Consider the following 20,619-nt stretch of genomic DNA (forward strand, 5'->3'; position numbering starts at 1 on the left):
TTTATAATTCAGAACGATATATCATCAAACGCTCATTGCTGTTTTCTTCATAATGCTTAGGAATATGTATTTCCTTCCATAACTCGAAAACAGTCTCCCGCTCCAAAAATTCAATATAGTCTGAGGTTGGATAGTAGAGAATAATATCCATGGTCCTCGGATGTTCTTCCAACGACTCTAAAATATTATGAACTACCTTTTGAAATATAGGAGTGGAGAAAGGATTAAAGAAATAGAAACAGTCTTCCTGTGGCCCTATCTTGTACTCCTCTGCTAAACAACATTCAAAGCTAATAGAAGCTCGCGTTGGCTTTGCTCTTTCCGTATACTTCATGAGGTTTTCCATTGACTGCTGGTAAAGCTGCCCACTCATCTCTATCCCTGTTACAGAAATGTGATGGAAATGATGAACGTAAAAAGGGACTCTTCCCTTACCACAACCGAAATCAACCAGCCCCTTCACCCTCTGCCATTCATACGCTTCAAACAATACTTTTAAAGCATCGTACGGGGTTGCCTCGTAACGATTATAATGGGAGGATTGATATTTCCATTCTCTCATTCCAACTGTCTGTATTCTTAATAATCGTTCATAATCAGATTCGTTCATTGCAACCTCCTTGATTCTTTTATTCGCCCAAAATATGCTGCTGGACCCAGTCATTTTTTTGACTATTAACCTCTTCTAGCAAGGATACTTTATACGGATTTCCTTTTGATACAATTGTCCCTGTAAAAGAAGGGTTTTCAATACGAATCATCACCTTGTCCTGTACTTCTCTTTTCGTGATTTGCAGCTTGGCTATACCACCGATATTTGTACTATCAAATTGCTGAGCAGAAAAAAAGTTACCTAGTGAGAAGAATACATGGCTTTCTCCCTTACTCGTTGTAATTTTTTCATAGGGCTGAATGACATGTGGATGATGACCAAAAATGATATCTGCTCCTGCATTAGCTAACAAATGGGCAAGCTCTCTTTGGTTCTGATTGGGCTCTAATGTATACTCTTCTCCCCAATGGATACTAACTACTACCACATCTACCTTTTTCCTTAAAGATTGGATGTCTTGCTCCATCTGCACATTGTTTATTATGTTCACTAAATATTCTTTGCCTTCTGGCACTCTATGTCCATTTAATCCGTAAGTATAACTTAAAAATCCTAGTTTAATATCCTTCACTTCAACTATTCGTTCCGTTTGTTGATCTTCTAGTGATTTATGAGCACCGATATAAGGAAGTTCATTTGCCTCCAATGTTTCTATAGCAGCTAATAAGCCCTCCTCCTTTTTATCCAACGTATGATTGTTGGCTAAGGATATTAAATCGAAGCCAACTGCTTTCAGATCACGAATAATATGGGATGGACTAGAAAAGTTAGGGTATCCAGATAATCCGAATGTTGTTCCTGCCGGTATGGATTCCTGGTTTGCAAGCAAAAAGTCCAGATTAGTAAGTTCTTCCTCCACATTTGCAAAGGATGGGAGAAAGCTAGAATAGTTATAGAGAGGACTATGCAATAATATATCTCCAACCATCCCTATTTCTATCTGATTTTCTTTATAAATCTGTTGAAAATTGGTTACTTGTTTTCCTGTAAAGTTTTCTTTCATAGGACTAACGATTTGTGCATTAAAAAAAGATAATACGATGATAAATACTAATAGAAAAGGGAGTAAAATTTTCAAAATGTTAACCTCCTCCTATCATCTTTATCTATTTCTTTGTCTAATATACACATATAAAAAACCGCCAGCACTTAGCAACCGCAAACAGGAATTAATAGTCATAGCAGACTCCATACCAACCATCTCTAATAAAACAATACCCATTTGAGGTGCTATAAACGCGACTAATGCCAATAATATATTATAAGTAGTAATACAATAAGTCCTTGACTGTTCAGGTGACTTCTCCAAAAGTAAATTAAACAGAATGAGTACAGTACCAGAAAGAAAGAAGCCCGATGTCGTTTGAATTATAGTTAAGTAATATAAATTGGTCGATAATACAACAAGAAAGGGTGTGGTAGCCATCCCGGCTGCTGCCCAAATGAACATTCGAAGATTGCTATATTTCTCTGCCCAGCGCCTCCATAAAGGAAAGGTAAAAAATTGCATGAGCATACTGCCCACCGAGAACATACTTATCCAAAAAATCGTAGCTCCTGCTATTCTAACATTATAAATATTGAATAGACCCCACGCCATCTGCCATGCAAAGTTAAAAAAGAGAGCTGCTGCTAAGAAAGAAACATATTTGGAATCTTTAAATATAGACCAATCCATTGATTTCTTTTTTTCAACGCTTTCATCTATTTGAACAGGTTCTTCTTCATGCTTCATAACAAAGTACACTTCTAATATTCCAAATAATAAGGCTACCAAAAACAAAATTTGATATGCACTTACACTTGCAGAAGCCTCTCTCATTACGATACCGATCATTAACGTGGCTACAAGACCAACTAAAGTCAACAATCGATTTCGATCACTAAAAAATTGACCTCTTCGCTCTTCTGCAATCATCCCACTGATAAACGTTTGCCAACCTATATTGGCAACGGTATTGGGTACACTGATAAGGGCAATAATAATTAAAAAAGACCAGGCCTGCATAGATGGCGAAGGCAAATAAATCACTAATACAATAAATAAGAAACATAATCTTGCAAGTAAAATTGACCCTGCGACTAGCTTCTTTTGAGTATAAGCTTTGTTCAAAAGGATAGCTGCAGGCACTGTCATTAGCAATGCGATTAGAGGAGGAAGTGAACTGATTAATCCAACCTGGTAGTTAGTTGCCCCTAATATAGTGATCGCAAAGATCGGGAAAAAATTATTAGAAAAATTTAAAGCAATAGTAGAAGCCATGCCATGATATATACTGACTTTCTCGTTATACGTTCTCAAAATTCATTCCGTCCATTTCATGTGAGATAGATAGAATTATATACCTCATTTCCAGGAAAACAAGAGTATTATTTACAAATATTCCCCTTATAAGTCTAACGAAAAAAATGCAATTTTAAACCAACTGTTAATAAAGCAATGTGTTAGACAATATTTCTTCATAGAAAGTACACAAAAGGGCAGCTTTAAATATTTCATTTTATTCGTTAAACCCTTAGAATATAAGGAGTTATCAGTTTTATCCTGATATGACAATTATAAAGTTTTCTAGTTTACAAATTGACTGGAAAGAGTATAATGGGTAGTTGGTACAGGACATTCATGTAACAATATGCTAACTTTAGCACTAATATAAACTGCTTCCCTTTTGTTTAAAGAAGATGGGGTGAACAAAAATGGCAATTACACAAGAGCCGGAGCTTACACTAGTTGAACATTTAGCTGAGCTTAGAAAACGCCTAATAATTATAGCAGCTACCTTTATCCTATCTCTTGCAGCAGGATTTTGGTTTGCTCCTAAAACATTAAACTTTCTTAAGCAACAGCCCACAGCAGCACATGTAGAATGGAACATATTCGGTTACACGGATGGTTTATTGATCTATGTAAAATGTGCTTTAGTCTTGGCTATTCTTGTAACCTTACCAATTGCTATGCATCAATTATGGTTATTCGTAAGACCTGGGCTATTGGACAAGGAAGCTAGAGGGACTATTTACTTTATACCAGTTTCTTTTTTCTTATTTTTAGCTGGTATTAGCTTTAGCTACTTTATTTTATTTCCTTTGATGTTAGATTTCATGTCTAATATTAATGAATCTATAGGTGCCACAGAAACCTATGGAATGCAGCAATACTTTACATTTATGTTTAATTTAATTATTCCTGTTGGAATAGTGTTTGAACTGCCTGTAATTATTTTATTCCTTACGAAGCTGGGAATTATCACGCCAGATCGACTGCGTAAGATGAGAAAAGTTTCATACTTCGTATTAGTAGTTGTAGGGGTTTCCATTACACCTCCAGACTTTATCTCAGATTTCATCATTATCATACCTTTATTGTTATTATTTGAAATAAGCATTTTAGTATCATCTTGGTCTTATAAGCGTCGGTTAGCCAAAGAGGCTCTTTTAGAAAAAGAACTCGAGGACAGCCAAAGTGAATAAGCATGATATAATAACGATACACTTGACTAATACTTAAGCCATTTGAATAGATAGACAATTATATTCATTAGGAGGAAACACCATGCCAAACATCGGCGTACCAGGTTTAATCATTATTCTAATCATTGCTTTAATCGTCTTCGGACCTTCTAAATTACCTCAACTAGGTAGAGCAGTTGGACAAACATTAAAAGAATTTAAAAAGTCTACAAAAGACATCGTTGACGATGTAGCTGAAGAATTCAAGTTAGAAGACAATGATACAAACGCTAAAAAGAAAGCATAATAAAAAAAACCGAGCATATATTTTGCTCGGTTTTTTTGTTCTTGATCACTTATATTCCAAGGGATGCGGGAGAGGTTTTCCAAAGTAGTATCCTTGAAATAATTGATAGCCTGCGTCTTTCAGCCATTCAAAATCCTCTTTTTGCTCTACCCCTTCTGCTAATGGGATGGAATGGATTTCTAATGCTTTTTGTAAAAATTGCAATGCAACTCTTTGTTTCTCTTTATCAGAGGTCACCCCTTGAACATATTTCATGTCCAGCTTCATATAATGGGGCTTAATATCCTCTAGCATTTGCAGAGTGCTATGTCCTTCTCCTACATCGTCTAAGGCATATTGGTAGCCCCTTGCTTTATAAAAGGCCAGAATCTTTTTTAAGTGGTTAACATCTTCTATTTTTTCGGTTTCTACAACTTCAAAAACCAAGTTTCTAGGATTAACACCTAGACGATCGGCTACCTCGTTGGTAGATTTAAGACAATGCTCAGGCGAATAGATAGAGGTCGGTATAAAATTTATGAACGCTTTTTTATTGTCTAGCTTTGCAGCATATTTTACAGCTGTCATTCTACAAATCCGGTCTAACGCATACAGTCTTCCTCTCTCTTTAGCAGCGCTAAAAACCTGGCCAGGATATAAGATTTCCCCATCCTCATTTAAAAATCTAGAAAGAATTTCATAGGCATATATCTTGTTATTTTTATCTACAATTGGCTGATAATAGCAAATTACTTGTTCGTTCCTAATTACACTGTCCACCCACTCTACCTTAAATAATTCCTCTATCTTATAGAAAGGTTGCCAATCCTTATTAGGAATCTTATAGGACATCTTCGTAATATCTAAATGATCTATACTATAGTCAACAAAGTCCTTCGCATCATTCTCGCGAAGAGTAAAATAACGATTATTCTCTTCTAACTTTAATGTCCTACTTTGAATAAACTCTATTATATCCGGGAACACCTGATTATTCAGGTCACCGTCCATTTTGAACTCAACTATCAAATCTCTTACTGCACAACCGCTACATTCCAATATAATCCCTCCTACCTATACCCATAATTATGTATTTTTTCCTATTATAATGATTATATTAAATCTTTTGTTACATGCATAATCAGAAGTCTTTGATTTATGAAAATAAAAAAACATGGGAGGATAGGTGTAGCAACAAGAAGTAATTTCAAAATTTACAAACACATTCAACGGCTGTTGGATAAGGAAACACAAGAAAAGCGCAAGCGCCTATGTCTGCCCCGACAGGCAAAAGGAGAAAAGCGAGGAGGCAGTTCCTCAGCCACCGGAGCTTTTATCCATTTGACCCCGAGGGGCAAGGCGGTGGAGCTAGACATCAATTTATCCACAGGTTCCGAGTTTTATAATTTCCTAAACAACAAAAAAGAGAAGCGCATCACACGCTCCTCCTTTACAGGTTTTTAAAGAATACTCTGATGACATCAGCACCACCGATAATTGTACCGAGAGAACCAAACAGGTTAGTTAACACTAAAACTAGCAAGACTCTGGTCACCTTATTTTTCCAGAACCCTTTTATCGTAAATACATCTTCTGACAGCCTTTCAAAATCCCCTATTGTTGGTCGTTTCATATAAGCCTGCACTAATCCTGAAAACCAACCAGAGGCTAATATAGGGTGCAGTGCGGTTATTGGTGCCACGATAAATGCTGTAACTATAGCTAAAGGATGACCTAATGCTACAATTGCTCCTATTGCCGCCATGGATCCCGTCCAAATAATCCAGCTCCATGCCTGGTCCCATCCTGCCGTAGGATTAGCTATAAAAGTATAAGCAACCAAAGCGATTAAAAGGATAGGCAAGGACCATCCAATGATTTTAGGTAAAATAGATTTCGGAGGGACAGCTGATAGTCCTTCTAAATCTTGATGCTTGTAGATTTCTTTTGTAATCCCTGGAACATGAGCTGCCCCTAAAACTGCTACAACTTTTTTCCCTGGAGCTTCCTTAATCTTTTGAGCTAAAAACTGGTCTCTTTCATCGATTAATGGTGTTTTCAACCTTGGAAATGACTCTGTGAATTCTGCAAGCACTGCATTTAGAGTGTCTTGTGACTTCATATTCTCTAGCTCTTCTTCTGAAATGGTATCTTTACTAAAAATGCTATAAAATACTGACGTTAAGAGCTGAGACTTACCAAGCCAACCAAGATTATGCCAGATACGTGAAAATGTTATTTGGATATTACGATCCGCTAGTACAAGTTCTGCCCCATTTTCTTTTGCACTCTCTATCCCTTGTATCATTTCCTGACCGGGTTTAATATCAAACTGCTTCGCCATACGGTTTTGAAAGGAAGAAATAGCTAAGTTCATCAATAGCAATGTCGCTTTCTTCTCTTTTATGATTTTAAAAATATCTGTCTCTTTCCATTTGTTATTATCTGTAATAGATTGATATCTCTGTTCGTCCAACTCTATACACACGGAATCCGGTTTTTCTTTTTCGATCACTTCTTTTACCTGCTCAGCACTTAACCTTGAAACGTGAGCAGTACCAATCAAAATAATTTCCTTGCCATCGACCTCTAAACGAGTTATATTTGCTTCCGACATAAACTACTTCCTTCGTGTAAATGTATTTCTTTACATATCGACTGAGCATGTAAAGACTTGTACCTATAATAATGAAGTACTTGGGCATAAAATTCAATTTGTTTATACAAAAAAATAGGAGATTTAATCATAACCTAATCTGTTTATTTTTAGTTTTTTCCTTCGATTATGTGATTCTTCTTAGTACATGAAACGTTTAAATTTGAGGCTAAAATGTTATACTTACATTGATTCAAATAAGTTAAAAGAGGAGAATGGCTAATGATTATCGTTACGAATCGTATTAAAACAAAACCAGGATTTGCAGAAAGAATGGCTCCAAACTTTACAAAACCAAGTCCACTACAAGAAATGGAAGGCTTCGTAAAAGTTGAGGTTACTATTACACAGGGTACCACTGAATATGATGAAATGAATGTCAATATGTATTGGGAAAACGAAGAAAGTTTCCAAGCATGGAAAAATAGCGACCTCTTCAAGGCAGCACATAAACGACCAGAACCAGGTTCTGAAGAAGCATCGAAAGAATCTCCACTATTAGGTAGTGAGTTAATCATTTCTAAAGTTGCTTCTACTGTTGGAGCAATTTCCAACTAAATAAATTATTAAAAGGAGCAAGTGATGTTAATTCGCTTGCTCCTTTGCTTTTATTTATCGATACGATAGATTCCTTTTTTATCCCTTAATAAGCATCCATTGGCTTTAAAAATCCGAATCATGTATTCATTGTTCTCATCTGTACTACCTACGTAATATGTAGCATGCATATTCTTTAAAAGCTCTAATGAATATAAGTGAAGTACCTTACCGAAACCTTTACCTCTATGCTCTGGAGTTACTCCAAAGTAAAACAACCTACCTTCCTCAGTTGTTCCGTCTTCTATATGAGGAATGCTGATACCCAAAGGTTCTTTTGCTTTATAGAAGATATGACAATGGTTACGCCAGTTAGGACCTAACTCATTTAAGAAGGCTTCCATGATTTGATCAATAGAGAACAAATTATTTTTGTTCGCCGATCCGCTTCGACATTCATCATATAGTTTGGCGAATTCCTCATCTGTCATTAAGCTATCCGAAAGAGATTGCACAAAAATAGAGCTATCTAAAATAAAGCGTTCCTCTAGTGTTCTTGTATATTCCACCACGGAAGAAACCTTATGAAAACCTTCATTTAATAATTGTTCCTCATACTCCGCATCCATCAGAAGCGACAGATAATTTACCTGATTGCTTTCCCAAGCTGCTAAAAGGGTTTTTAGTTCTGCCCAATATACTTCTTTAGATTGATTCATTTTTATTTGATCGGCAAGCCAGTATTCCTGGTCTTTTTTTATGACGTTAAAAGCAACCATTTGTGCGCCCCCCTTATAAATCGTCTATATGCGTAATTCTGTTTCTACCATTTCTCTTGGAATAATATAACGCTTGGTCAGCCTTCTCTACCACGCTTGCATGCGTGTCTTCGGATGTATATGTTGCTATCCCCATACTTATCGTCACTTCACCTATGACCCAATCTGCTGCTTCTATTTCCTGCCTTAAACGTTCTCCCTGGTTTTTAGCCTGTTGTGCATTCGTAAACGGTAGAAGAACGATAAACTCCTCTCCTCCGTATCTAAGTAATGTATCCACTGGACGTACTGTTAAGTCTGCTATTTTTGCTAGTTGCTCTAGCACTTGATCTCCCATTGTATGACCCCAAGTATCGTTCACTTGCTTAAAATGATCGATATCAATTAAGCATAAGGAAAAAGCCTGTCCTTTTTGCTCGTATTGAATGATCATCTCTTCTAGCTTGATATGAAAATAACGACGGTTTTTTAAACCAGTCAATTTATCAGTTATAGCTAATTTCTCTAGCTTGCTATTGAGTTCAAGTAGCTTTTCTTGCTTTTCCTCTATTTCCTCATGAAGCTCTTCTAATTTAGAAAGAGCCAGTTCTTTTTCTCGAAATGCTTCCTCTAATTGCTTTTTTGCTAACCTAATTTCCTGTTCATATCCTATTCTTTTTCCCATTGAAACTAATACACAGTCAATTACATCTGCACCCTCTCGAGTAGCTTTTTTCCCGTTTAACAACACAGGAATGCTCTGCCCATCCTTATGCTGTAGACTAAGAAATAACTCTTCCATATGCCCATATAATCGTATATAAGGATAAAAATAAGTATGGAATATAAACTGATTCGTTTTAGACATGATTGTTTCTATATGTTTTTGAGAAAGATCGTCAAAGGAAAACCCTATCATTTGAAGAAAGGTTTTATTCATATCAATTAGCATACCTTCTTGACTAATAGTGACATAGCCACAAGGTGCCAAATCCAAACGTTCCTCCATAAAATGTCATTCCCTTCCCTACACCTGGTATAGATACCCTTTAATGAGCTCCGCTGTTTCACACGGGTGACTTAGGTGAGGATAATGCCCCTTTACATCCATTATCTTAAATTCACTATTCTCTATATGATGGTGTAAATATTCTCCTACCTGAATAGGAACAATACTGTCTTCTGAGCATTGAATGATTAGCACCGGAATAGATGATTTCTCTAAATCTTTACGATGGTCAGAAAAGAAGGTCACCTCTGCAAATTGCTTTGTTATCTTCGGATTTGTTGAACTAAAACTTTTTTCTACTTCCTTTGCTACCGCGGGGTGTTTTTCAGTGGCAGCCACTATTGGAGCCATATAGCTTGCCCACCCTATAAAATTCATCTCCATCATATCTAGCATCTCGTGGATGTCTCTTTCATCGAATCCACCGTAATACTCATGATCATTAAGATATCTCGGAGATGGTCCAATCATAACCAACTTCTGAAAAACATCCGGCTTTTGAATCGCTGCTAACATACCAATCATGGAGCTTACCGAATGACCTACAAATATAACGTCTCTCAATTCCAATGCCTCTACTATGTCTAAGACGTCTCGGACATAGCCTTTAAGCGAGGCGTATTTCTCTGCATTATAAACACTTAAATCCGATTCACCGGAACCAACATAATCAAATAATACAATTTTATAGTCATCCAAAAATGAAGGAATAATATGCCTCCACATCGTTTGGTCACATCCAAAGCCATGCGCAAACATGATTACTTTTTCCTTATTTCCAATTACTTTTACATTATTACGTTTTAATACTTCACTCATAGGAACACCTCTAGTTTATTTCGTACCTTATATAAAAGGCTTCCTTTTCTTTTGAAAGGGAAGCCTTACATAGATTTGATAATTTATCCAATGTATATATTACCAATATACTATTTTATTGAATTTTATTCTAGATAAAAAGATGAAATGCTACTAACATCCTAGAGTCTACTTTCGCGTTCTTTTTAGGAATTCTCTCGTCCGTTCCTGTAAAGGATGATTAAAAATTTGATCCGGGGGACCTTCCTCTGCAATGACCCCCTTGTCCATGAAGACTATACGATCAGAGACTTCCTTGGCAAATTCCATTTCATGCGTAACGATCAACATAGTAAGACCAGTATGCGCAAGCTCTTTCATAACTTTTAATACCTCGCCGACCATTTCTGGATCAAGTGCCGATGTAGGCTCATCAAACAACATTACATCAGGCTCCATAGACAAAGCTCGTGCAATAGCTACTCTTTGCTTTTGTCCACCAGATAATTGCTTTGGCTTAGCATTGACGTAGCCATCCATGCCCACCACCTTTAAATATCTCATCGCAATTTTTTCGGCATCTTCCTTTGAACGCTTTAATACCTTTACCTGTCCGACTGAACAGTTGCTTAATACATTATGATTATTAAACAAATTAAACTGCTGAAATACCATGCCAAGCTTTGTCCTATAGGAATTGATATCATGCTTATTGTCTAAAATATTTTTTCCTTTATAAATAATTTGTCCTCCACTAGGCTTTTCCAATAAATTAACACATCGCAGAAGTGTTGATTTACCCGATCCTGAAGAGCCTATGATACATACAACCTCGCCTTTTTTTACAGAGAAATTTATATCTTTTAAAACTTCATGTGCTCCAAAGGATTTACTTAAATGTTGAATATCAATTACGTGTTCCATATTTGCTCCTCCTTTGTTTACTTTTTTTCATAAGGACCTTTTGGCAGTACAGCCATTTGCATAGGCTGACCAATGACTGTGTAGTTTTCGGGTCCATCTAGTTTCTTTTCAAAATGTCGTAAGATTAATGTAACAGCAAACGTCATGATGAAGTATAAAATACAAGCTACAAAGAATGACTCAAAATATCTGAAGTTGTTTCCAGCTACAGACTTCGTTTGGAAATATAATTCCGTTACCCCTATCACATTTAAAACAGAGGTATCTTTAATATTAATGATGAATTGGTTGCCGGTTGCTGGAAGTATGTTACGGATAACCTGGGGTAACACAACATATAGCATAGTTTGAATGTGATTCATCCCTATCGCTTGTGATGCCTCAAATTGTCCCTTATCAATTGAAATGACTCCCCCACGAACAATTTCAGCCATATATGCTCCCGTATTAATAGATACAATAAAAATTGCTGCTAGTAAACGATCCATATCTAACCCAAAGGCCAGTGATGATCCATAAAAGATGACCATGGCTTGGACGATCATTGGTGTCCCTCGGAAGAATTCTATATAGATGGATAGGATAAGATTAACCAGCTTTAAAAAATATCTACTTACCCTCTTTTCAGGTAGTGGGATGGTCCTAATAACGCCTGCTAATAATCCAATGATTGCTCCTACAATAGTTCCTATAATAGAAATCAACAGGGTTACTCCTGCTCCACGCAAAAACATTGGCCAGTTATTGGTAATAATGGAGATAATCCATTCTAAACTCATTGTCTTCCTCCTTACACATTCTGTTGCCTCGAACATCCACTAACCAATGAAGTAAGTACTTTAAAAAAACGAAACGGCTGCTTTTATTAGCAGCCGTTAGTATACTTATTCTGCAGCTGGTTGATTGGAAATAGCATTATCCATAATTTCTTGACGCTCTTCTTCTGAAATTCCTGCTAATATTTCATTTATTTTATCTGTTAAATCGCTACCTTTTTTCAATCCTACTGCAACAGCTGTTTCTTCTTCATCTGCAACAAATCCTTCTTCGAATTCAACCATGCTGAAGTTATCATTTGCAGAGGAAGCACTAATTCCTTCTGGACGTTCAGATACATAACCGTCGATCATGCCGGATTCCAGTGCTACACGCATTGCTGGAAAGTTATCTGATGCAGGCTGTTTTTTTACACCTTTAATTTGGTCTATCACTCCGTAGTGGGAAGTATTTAATTGGCCTGTAACTTTTGCTCCATTAAAGTCTTGAATGGAAGTGGCATCCTCAAATTTTCCGCCCTTTTTTACAACCATAACAAAGTTGGAAGTATAATAGTTTTCAGAGAAATCGATTGTTTTTTTACGCTCTGCTGTTGGTGACATTCCAGCAATAATTGCATCAATCTTACCCGAAGTTAAAGCTGGAACTAGACCGTCCCATTCGGTTTTAACGATTACCAGTTCTTTACCTAAGCCTTCTGCAATTTTTTTAGCAATTTCTACATCGTATCCACCAGCATACTCTGCGTTACCGTCCAATTTCACTCCACCGTTTTTGTCATCCATTTGAGTCCAGTTAAAGGGTGCATATCCTGCCTCTAGTCCTACTGTAAATGTATCTTGGGCAGATGCTGATCCAACGCTTCCTTCCTCTTTCGTTCCACAAGCAGCAAGCAATAAAAAAATGGATAGTAAAAATGTGAATGTAAATAGTCTCTTTTTCATCTCTAGTAATCTCCTTTTTTAAAGTTATTATATGTATGCAACCATACAAAAAGGACAACCGTACAAAAAAAGACTTGAGGTAGACTCAGGTCATAATGTATGGTTGCCCTAAATCCTCTACTTTTCCCCATGAGATAGCACACCATTATAAACCGGGACGTTTATAACGGACAGTCCTGCAATTCTTCACTGCAGACCCAGCATGTAATAATGAGTTTATTACAAGCTTCGGCGACATTTCCTTCTCCTTAGTATCTAAGCTTCTCAAGCTCCTCTAAGGACTGTTAAATATCGCGCCTCTACCTCACTTATAAAAGCGAGGTTATATTCAATTAGTTGTTCATAGTCTACAATAGAGATTTTCATCTGTCAACAAACATTCTATTGATTAATCAAAATATTACTATTTTTTAAACTTCATCATTCTAAATAGAAACGAACAGTCTTATTTAAAAAATGAACCTATAATACGGGGAATAAATAAGAAAAAATCTGCTAAAGTAAATGTATTTTCCACTTTGTCAAAGACATCCATTTTCGACTTTTCGTTCGGTTTGTAGGTCGTTACTGTATCGCCTTGAATTGGCTCAATCCCATCATAGAAGCTTATACGTATAGAGTGGCAGTTCACATAATCAGACGAATCCATCACCTGAAAATGTATATGAGGCTCAGAGGAGTTTCCAGAATTTCCACAAAGGCCAATTGTTTGTCCCTGCTTCACCGCGTCTCCTTCTTTTACTACTATAGAATATTGTTTGAAATGCGCAAGCAAGCTATATTCTCTATTTTCATGCTCCAAAATGACATAGTTTCCGGCTGGTTCTTTTTCATTCATTTCTCCGGGAATATTATCTACAATATCATTCATAACCTTTACTACCTTACCGTCTGCTGGCGCAACTACCTCTTTATCAAAAGCATAGTAACTTTCATTAAGTAATCTATTACCCTTATACGTCTGACCATTCTTCATCTTCACTAAATCATATGCATAGCGCTGAGATTCATAAACGTAATGATAGTTAAGAAATTCATTCGTCCCACCCCAGAAAACAAACCATTCTTCTTTAATAGGCATCATATATTTATTTTTGGTGTAACGTTGATCGCTTTTGGGGAAGGTTACATAAGGTTTTAATACTATGCCCTGGATGTAGTTAGCCGTATCAAAGGTTACACTAACTATTCTCTCCTTATTGTTATCTAACCATAAATACTGAGTTGAATAACCAATCTCGGTCTTTTTAATCATTTGGTAGCTTTCAACCTCCTGATTAAAGGAAATGGCTAAATCAATAAATTGGTCCAGTGATACTAGCTCTTTAAATTCTTTGACGCATTGGTTATAAATTTCTTCATGCTTTCCATATAGGAATACTTCTCCAAAATTTTCGGGCGATATAAATTTCTCGACATTCATAGATCTGTTTACCTCCAATTTATAACATTGTAAGTATTTATCATCTAATACGGAAAAAGATAACTAAGGTTTCACTTAATATCAAAAAGAAAAGAAAACGAGAGTGTAGACCGTTTCCTTTTGCAGACTTTATTTATTTCTTTTTTGTATTGTTGATATCGAAGGAAAAGTTTCACATGGAACATAAACAGAAATGAAAATAGCCTACATCTACACTTTGAAGGGCAGACATAGGCCGTAAACTAAAAGAGTGGAAATGACAACACTTACGTCGTCATTCCCACCCTAAATCAATTATTTTTGTATAAACATTTGAGTCCAATAGTTTCCGTCTTTCACATAACCTACCCCAATATGAGTATAGTTTTTGTTTAAGATATTAGCTCTATGTCCTTCACTATTCATCCAAGCGTTAACTACTGCTTTTGCAGTCGTTTGACCTTGTGCAATATTTTCTCCTGCTGATTTATAGCTAATTCCAAAATTCTTCATCATTGTAAATGGAGTTCCATAAACAGGACTTGTATGGCTAAAATATTTTTGATCGTGCATATCTTGTGATTTATATTGTGCCACTCTTCCTAGCTCCCAGTCATAGCTTAATGGAGACAGGCCAGCATTTGCTCTTTCAACATTTACAAGTTTAATTACATCTTGTTCAATGTTATAAGAATCTTTTGTAGGAACATTTATTTTTTGTCCTGGATAAATAAGATTTGGATTTTCTAACTGAGGATTTTTCTCAATTAATTCTGAAACTCCAGTTTGTGTTTTTACTGCTATTTTCCATAGAGAATCTCCTGATACAACGGTATAGGTATTAGCTGCAAATGCAGTTAGTGGTAATAATAATAAAGAAATTGCGACTGCTACTGCAGCAACTTTTAATTTGTTTTTAAACAAGGTAATCTTCCTTTCTTTTTTTACTCTATTAATATAGTAAAATAGAAAAGCCCTATAAATCACCCCTTAATAATTGGATGTAATTTTACAGTTAGATTACAAAGAAGAACGAATAGAAGAGAAAGCTTGATAGTATGGGAAAAATAACTGGTTCAAAGGTAACACTTTTGAAATATTCAAGGAGGAAAATTCCTCTATAGACAAATTCTTTTTATAATTTTTCAGTTTTTTTAAAGGTTAGGTTAAGTCTACTGTCCTATACAACAATGAGTGTTTAAGATATATTAAAAACAGGTGATTATATGAATATTAAAAATTATTTAAACAACGAACGTTTTCTCTCTGGAACAACTAGGAAAGATCCTACTGCTTGGGAAGAGAACAATATGGCCTTACACATTTGCGAAAACCCAGGACACATATTGGAAAACAGAAAAAAATTAGCAGCCCAGCTCAATTGCAGTTTAGAAGATTTTGTTTGTGCCAATCAAACCCATAGTGCAAATTTCTATAAAGTGACAACGAATGATAAAGGGCATGGAGCAACGCTTTTGGAAACCGCTATTAAAGACACAGACGCTCTTTACACATTTGAACCAAACCTATTATTATGCAGTTTTACAGCAGATTGCGTGCCAGTCATTTTTTATAATGAAACTAATGGACTTATTGGAGTCATTCACTCTGGTTGGCAAGGAACCATCAAGGAAATTACAAGTCAGCTATTTGAGCATCTGAAAACACACGAACAATGTAACCCTGCTGATTTTCACGTACAAATAGGCACTGCACTAAGCCAAGAAAAGTTTGAAGTGGATGAGGATGTCTACACAAAATTTAAGAACCTAGGGTATGCAGATGACTTTATGTATTACAGAGAAGAAACAGGCAAATATCATATTGATAACCAATTGACCGTTCAAAAGCAGTGTGAACTGGCTGGTATACCGCTTGAACAGATTTCGATAGATCGCACATGTACTTTTTTAAGTCCAGATGGCTTCTCTTACCGAGAGGATAGAAATACTGGGAGACATTTAAGTTTTATAATGAGGAAGAAGTAACTTTCTAAAATAGGTTGTAATCTCTTTAATCAATTAATAGATGTCTCATTACTAAAAATGTTACTCAAGCTTCATTTAAACAGCCTGATTCTCTTGAGAACCAGGCTGTTTTTTTTAAGTAAAGTATTCAAATTTTGCATTCGGAAAGAACTTTTCCATATAACTATATAGATGCTCTTTGATGTCTTCCTCTTCTTCTTTTTGATAAATGTATTTTCCTATACCATACTTCCCCCATTTTATTCTTCGGGATTCTTCATCCAGTTCAAGCTTAGTCATTGGGTAGTTTTTTTCGATTACCTTTTTAGCAGGCTTTGTAAAACGATGCTGGATGAATTCAAAGGTAATATCATCTCTTGCATCCTTTGGAAGCTCTGCATCTAATCGTTCAAACATATGATAATATCCTTCTTTCCAGCCTTCATGAAGATATATAGGAGCGACAATAAATCCAAGTGGATATCCTGCTCTTGCAACCTTCCCTGCAGCCTCAATCCTCTTGTCTAATGGAGAAGTACCAGGCTCAAAATTTTTAATCACATAATCTGCATTTACACTAAAGCGAAATCTGGTCTTTCCATTATGCTTCGCATCCAATAAATGATCAACAAAATGAAATTTCGTCACGAATCGCAGTCTACCGAATTCCGATTTACCAAAATGCTCAATCGCTCTTTTTAAGGTATGAGTTAAATGGTCTATTCCCACGATGTCAGAGGTACAGGATGCTTCGAATCTTGTGATTTCCGGTGCACGTTCTTCCATATACTTATCAGCTGCTCCGAGAATTTCCTCTACATTCACATATGTACGGATATAAGGTTTGGTTCCCATGGTTGTTTGTAAATAGCAATAATGGCAATGCCCCATACAACCAGTAGCAAAAGGAATTGCATATTCCGCAGAAGGCTTAGAGGAATCAAATTTTAGGGTTTTTCTAATTCCTACAACCAACGTAGACTTAGCAATACGGTATTTTTGAAAGTCATTATCGCCAGGAAGGTTACGTATTTGGTTATGAGAGGTCGTATAATGAATTTCTTTCCCCATCTTCTCAAACTTTTCTTTAAGTTCTCTACCTAGTGGATAATCAAGTGCCTTTGGCTCAAAATACACAAGCTGAGGTGTAAATGGTTTTCTCATGTTCAACCTCCATTATTGAAAATAGTGACGATACGCTTGCTCTGCTTCAAAAGCACTTGTATATATAGCCAAATCAGCTGTTAAAGGATAATACGTTTCATAAACAAAAACAGCCAGTCCATTTGGATTATCTGGATCATTAACTACTGCAGCTGATTGAATGTTAGCTACACTTTGGATATGGGGGTTCCGATAAAAAATATAAACAATATCTCCTGCTGTATAATCTTCCATTTTGCTTCTCTCACACTCCTAGCTTTTTCACTAGCTTGGCTTTCCTAAAAGAATTTATGTAATAAATACAATTGAAAAAACCATATCCGCTAAATCGAATATGGTTTAGTTATTGAAATCAAAATCATAATTTCTTTAAAAGACCCTATAACATATTAAGTACAAAGAAATTTGTGATTCGCTACATATATTGCGGTAATCAAGAAATATTTTAATCCTTATTTCATTCAGACAGGCCATCCCTTAGAAAAAATAAATAGGAGAATTTTAAAAAAGTATAAGTTCTACATTTATATTCGGTTAACTAAACATATGCTTTAGTAAACCTAAGAAAAAAGGAGCTGCCCATTGATTATATATGTCGTTAATAATGGAGATACGCTTTGGGAAATTGCTAATCGGTACCAAATAGATATAAATGCGATTTTACAAGCGAACCAATTACCTGATCCAAATACTCTATTGGTTGGTCAATCGCTTATTATTCCTATTTATGGAGTCTATCATACAGTTCAAACTGGCGAAACTCTTTGGTCAATCGCACAACAGTATGGTATAACGGAACAAACTATTCTTCTTTCTAACAGACTAGCAAATCCAAATCTTTTATATCCTGGTGAGCGAATTTTTATTCCTCCTATCATTCATGTTGTGCAACCTGGTGAAACACTACGACAAATTGCTAGCCTTTATGGAACAACTATTCAAGCACTTATTAATCAAAATAAAATACAAACGCCTGGCCTCTTATATCCAGGAACACAACTAATCATTCCTAGAGTCAAGCCATTAGTCGAAGTGAACGCCTATACCTATCAGAAAGAAGAGGATGCCGTCCAGACGGTAAACAGTCTTCAATCTCTACTCACCTATATTAGTCCCTTTGCTTACAAGCTTACAGAAAGTGGAGATTTAGAGCCCTTACAGGACGAACTGTTAATAGAAGCAGCTGTTACCGACAATATTGTACCAATGATGGTGATCACCAATTTTTCATCTACTGAGGCTGGAACTAATCTCATGCATGTCATTTTCTCTAATCCAGATATATTAAAGAAATTGATGACAAACGTTCTTCAGATTATGGAGGATAAGGGTTATAGAGGATTGAATATTGACTTGGAAAACGTATTACCAGAAGACAGAGATGCTTATACCTCCTTTCTCCAGCTAACAGTCGATACACTTCATCCTAAAGGGTACTTTGTTTCTACTGCAGTTGCTCCTAAAGTTAGCGAGACTCAATCCGGCTTGCTATATGAAGCACATGATTATGAAGCACATGGAAGAATTGCAGACTTTGTGATCCTAATGACGTATGAATGGGGTTGGCGCGGTGCATCTCCTCAAGCGATTTCCCCCGTCAATCAAATGAAAAAGGTAGTAGAATATGCTTTAACTGTTATTCCTGCAGACAAACTATTTTTAGGCTTTCAAATATATGCAAGAGACTGGAGAATTCCTCATGAAGCTGGGCAAATTGCAGAGACCTTTAGCCCGCAGGATGCAATTACATTGGCTACCCAATACGGAGCAAGAATACAGTTTGATACAGTGGCTCAATCACCTTTTTTTAATTACACAGATGAGCAGGGACAAAAACATGAGGTTTGGTTTGAGGATGCTCGAAGTGCTCAGGCTAAATTTAATTTAGTCAAACAATATCGTTTGCGAGGTATTAGTTATTGGGTGTTAGGTTATTCCTTCCCTCAAAACTGGGTATTGTTAGATGACAACTTTGAAGTAAAGAAAAGCTGATCTCTCATTTGAATGTTGAGTAATCTATAAATAAAGAAAAGAACCTACCATCTATTGAAGATGGTAGGTTCTTGATGATTTATAAAATATCGCTTATACAATATCGTCTATAACTTCACTAACGTCTTCCAAAGGTTCCATGTTCTCTGCTACCTTTTGGTCTATTTTTAGTCGAAGTGTTTCTGCTGTTTCTGCATGTACATCCTTAAGTAGCTCTGGGTTGTTCATAAGAGACATACCGTAAGATGGAATCATCTCTTTGATCTTTGGCTCCCACTCCGTTATATGATCTGGGAAGCATCGTTTAAGAACGTCCAACATAACTGGTACTGCAGTAGAGGCACCTGGAGAAGCACCTAATAAGGCCGCAATGGAACCATCCTCTGCAGTGATAACTTCTGTACCAAATTGAAGAGTTCCTTTTCCTCCAGCTTCTGTGTCCTTAATCACTTGTACGCGTTGGCCTGCTACAACTAAGTCCCAATCCTCTGCTTTAGCATCTGGGATAAAGATTCGTAGCTCTTCCAAGCGTTGTTCTTTAGACAGCATTACCTGTTGGACCAAATATTTTGTTAGAGACATCTCTTTGGCACCTGCAGCTAGCATTGTAAAGAGATTATGTGGCTTAACAGAAGTTACTAAATCCATCATCGATCCAGTTTTTAGGAACTTCGGTGAGAAACCAGCGAAAGGTCCAAATAGTAGTGATTTTTTATTGTCAATAAAGCGAGTATCCAAATGAGGTACAGACATTGGTGGAGCCCCAACAGCAGCTTTACCATATACCTTAGCATGATGCTTCGCAACTATTTCAGGATTGTTACAAACCATGAATATTCCGCTTACTGGAAAGCCACCGATATGTTTTCCTTCAGGAATACCCGATTTTTGTAGGAGATGTAGACTTCCGCCTCCACCACCAACAAAGACGAATTTTGCTGTATGGTTCTCGATTTTTCCTTCTGCGAGGTTCTTCACTTTTACTTCCCATTTGCCATCTTGAGTACGGTTTAAATTCTCTACACTAGACTTATAATTGACCTTAACATTTTTAGTCTTTAAGTGATCGAACAACATACGAGTCAATGCCCCAAAGTTAACATCTGTACCAGTGTCAATTTTAGTTGCAGCAATCGCTTCATTAGCCGTACGGTTTTCCATAATTAACGGAATCCATTCCTTCAGCTGTGCTGGATCATCAGAGAATTCCATTCCTTCAAATAATGGATTTTGGGTCATCGCTTCAAAGCGCTTCTTCAAGAACTCCACGTTTTCTGTTCCTTGAACCATACTCATATGAGGTAAAGGCATAATAAAGTCCTGAGGATTCTCGATTAAATTA

The 20,619-nt window shown here is 36.4% G+C and carries 22 protein-coding genes and 1 riboswitch; of the genes, 6 read left to right on the forward strand and 16 right to left on the reverse strand.

The annotated features are described in order from the left end of the window. Nucleotide 1: 1 nt before the first annotated feature. Genes AC06OU_RS16780 through AC06OU_RS16790 form a run of 3 tightly spaced genes read right to left on the reverse strand, consistent with a single transcriptional unit; the run spans nucleotide 2 to nucleotide 2,915 of the window. A complete protein-coding gene (locus tag AC06OU_RS16780; RefSeq protein ID WP_475857301.1) occupies nucleotides 2-610 on the reverse strand; it encodes a class I SAM-dependent methyltransferase in 609 nt (202 codons plus the stop codon). A 19-nt stretch (nucleotides 611-629) separates the two neighbouring features. Continuing rightward, entirely contained in the window at nucleotides 630-1,691 is a 1,062-nt protein-coding gene (locus AC06OU_RS16785; protein WP_342567315.1) for a CapA family protein, read from the reverse strand. A 24-nt stretch (nucleotides 1,692-1,715) separates the two neighbouring features. Beyond that, nucleotides 1,716-2,915 (reverse strand): MFS transporter, encoded by a 1,200-nt coding sequence (locus tag AC06OU_RS16790; protein ID WP_475857303.1) that lies wholly within the window; start codon nucleotides 2,913-2,915, stop codon nucleotides 1,716-1,718. A gap of 395 nt (nucleotides 2,916-3,310) precedes the next feature. Here AC06OU_RS16790 and tatC point away from each other — a divergent pair, with 395 nt between their 5' ends. After that, nucleotides 3,311-4,084: a twin-arginine translocase subunit TatC gene (gene tatC / locus AC06OU_RS16795; protein WP_169361282.1), complete on the forward strand. Its 774-nt coding sequence runs from the start codon at nucleotides 3,311-3,313 to the stop codon at nucleotides 4,082-4,084. Nucleotides 4,085-4,166: 82 nt separating this feature from the next. Next, a complete protein-coding gene (tatA, locus tag AC06OU_RS16800) occupies nucleotides 4,167-4,370 on the forward strand; it encodes a twin-arginine translocase TatA/TatE family subunit (protein WP_251555642.1) in 204 nt (67 codons plus the stop codon). A 45-nt stretch (nucleotides 4,371-4,415) separates the two neighbouring features. On the opposite strand, the gene AC06OU_RS16805 is transcribed toward tatA, so the two are convergent. After that, nucleotides 4,416-5,408, reverse strand: a complete 993-nt coding sequence (locus tag AC06OU_RS16805; RefSeq protein ID WP_475857305.1) for an EAL domain-containing protein — start codon at nucleotides 5,406-5,408, stop codon at nucleotides 4,416-4,418. Nucleotides 5,409-5,507: 99 nt separating this feature from the next. On the opposite strand from AC06OU_RS16805, the gene AC06OU_RS16810 reads away from it, so the two are divergent. Continuing rightward, nucleotides 5,508-5,813: a hypothetical protein gene (locus tag AC06OU_RS16810; RefSeq protein WP_475857306.1), complete on the forward strand. Its 306-nt coding sequence runs from the start codon at nucleotides 5,508-5,510 to the stop codon at nucleotides 5,811-5,813. On the opposite strand, the gene AC06OU_RS16815 is transcribed toward AC06OU_RS16810, so the two are convergent. Next, a complete protein-coding gene (locus AC06OU_RS16815; RefSeq protein WP_342567317.1) occupies nucleotides 5,800-6,966 on the reverse strand; it encodes a TraB/GumN family protein in 1,167 nt (388 codons plus the stop codon). The genes AC06OU_RS16810 and AC06OU_RS16815 overlap by 14 nt on opposite strands. Before the next feature lie 261 nt (nucleotides 6,967-7,227). Between AC06OU_RS16815 and AC06OU_RS16820 the strand changes: the two genes are divergently transcribed. Continuing rightward, nucleotides 7,228-7,563 carry a heme oxygenase gene (locus AC06OU_RS16820; RefSeq protein ID WP_342567318.1) on the forward strand — a complete coding sequence of 112 codons (336 nt, stop codon included), beginning with the start codon at nucleotides 7,228-7,230 and terminating at the stop codon, nucleotides 7,561-7,563. Between the two features lie 50 nt (nucleotides 7,564-7,613). Here the strand turns inward: AC06OU_RS16820 and AC06OU_RS16825 are convergent, their stop codons facing one another. The 8 genes from AC06OU_RS16825 to safA form a co-directional block, all read right to left on the reverse strand. Continuing rightward, complete coding sequence (locus tag AC06OU_RS16825) at nucleotides 7,614-8,321, reverse strand: GNAT family N-acetyltransferase (protein ID WP_169359776.1); 708 nt, start codon at nucleotides 8,319-8,321, stop codon at nucleotides 7,614-7,616. A gap of 13 nt (nucleotides 8,322-8,334) precedes the next feature. Next, nucleotides 8,335-9,309, reverse strand: a complete 975-nt coding sequence (locus AC06OU_RS16830) for a sensor domain-containing diguanylate cyclase (protein WP_298468748.1) — start codon at nucleotides 9,307-9,309, stop codon at nucleotides 8,335-8,337. A gap of 18 nt (nucleotides 9,310-9,327) precedes the next feature. Next, nucleotides 9,328-10,128, reverse strand: a complete 801-nt coding sequence (locus tag AC06OU_RS16835; RefSeq protein WP_298468745.1) for an alpha/beta fold hydrolase — start codon at nucleotides 10,126-10,128, stop codon at nucleotides 9,328-9,330. A 168-nt stretch (nucleotides 10,129-10,296) separates the two neighbouring features. Beyond that, entirely contained in the window at nucleotides 10,297-11,031 is a 735-nt protein-coding gene (locus AC06OU_RS16840) for an amino acid ABC transporter ATP-binding protein (protein WP_475857308.1), read from the reverse strand. Nucleotides 11,032-11,048: 17 nt separating this feature from the next. Continuing rightward, nucleotides 11,049-11,810, reverse strand: coding sequence for an amino acid ABC transporter permease (locus AC06OU_RS16845; RefSeq protein ID WP_475857310.1), 762 nt, complete (start codon nucleotides 11,808-11,810; stop codon nucleotides 11,049-11,051). A 105-nt stretch (nucleotides 11,811-11,915) separates the two neighbouring features. After that, a complete protein-coding gene (locus AC06OU_RS16850; RefSeq protein WP_298468736.1) occupies nucleotides 11,916-12,752 on the reverse strand; it encodes a transporter substrate-binding domain-containing protein in 837 nt (278 codons plus the stop codon). Between the two features lie 127 nt (nucleotides 12,753-12,879). Then, nucleotides 12,880-13,062, reverse strand: a riboswitch (Lysine riboswitch). A gap of 135 nt (nucleotides 13,063-13,197) precedes the next feature. Further along, nucleotides 13,198-14,175 carry a M23 family metallopeptidase gene (locus AC06OU_RS16855; protein WP_475857312.1) on the reverse strand — a complete coding sequence of 326 codons (978 nt, stop codon included), beginning with the start codon at nucleotides 14,173-14,175 and terminating at the stop codon, nucleotides 13,198-13,200. 294 nt (nucleotides 14,176-14,469) lie between these two features. Then, nucleotides 14,470-15,078, reverse strand: a complete 609-nt coding sequence (gene safA / locus AC06OU_RS16860; protein ID WP_475857314.1) for a SafA/ExsA family spore coat assembly protein — start codon at nucleotides 15,076-15,078, stop codon at nucleotides 14,470-14,472. 302 nt (nucleotides 15,079-15,380) lie between these two features. On the opposite strand from safA, the gene pgeF reads away from it, so the two are divergent. Next, complete coding sequence (pgeF, locus tag AC06OU_RS16865) at nucleotides 15,381-16,142, forward strand: peptidoglycan editing factor PgeF (RefSeq protein ID WP_475857316.1); 762 nt, start codon at nucleotides 15,381-15,383, stop codon at nucleotides 16,140-16,142. A 114-nt stretch (nucleotides 16,143-16,256) separates the two neighbouring features. On the opposite strand, the gene splB is transcribed toward pgeF, so the two are convergent. Continuing rightward, on the reverse strand, nucleotides 16,257-17,285 hold the full coding sequence (splB, locus tag AC06OU_RS16870; protein WP_251555649.1) for a spore photoproduct lyase: 1,029 nt from the start codon (nucleotides 17,283-17,285) through the stop codon (nucleotides 16,257-16,259). Nucleotides 17,286-17,297: 12 nt separating this feature from the next. Then, nucleotides 17,298-17,519, reverse strand: coding sequence for a transcriptional regulator SplA domain-containing protein (locus AC06OU_RS16875; protein WP_475857318.1), 222 nt, complete (start codon nucleotides 17,517-17,519; stop codon nucleotides 17,298-17,300). 348 nt (nucleotides 17,520-17,867) lie between these two features. On the opposite strand from AC06OU_RS16875, the gene AC06OU_RS16880 reads away from it, so the two are divergent. Next, nucleotides 17,868-19,277 (forward strand): glycoside hydrolase family 18 protein, encoded by a 1,410-nt coding sequence (locus AC06OU_RS16880; RefSeq protein WP_475857319.1) that lies wholly within the window; start codon nucleotides 17,868-17,870, stop codon nucleotides 19,275-19,277. Between the two features lie 93 nt (nucleotides 19,278-19,370). Here AC06OU_RS16880 and mqo read toward each other — a convergent pair. Continuing rightward, nucleotides 19,371-20,619: malate dehydrogenase (quinone) (mqo, locus tag AC06OU_RS16885; RefSeq protein WP_475857320.1), on the reverse strand; the 1,249-nt coding region annotated here is incomplete at its 5' end.

This window comes from Psychrobacillus sp. (assembly GCF_056205495.1).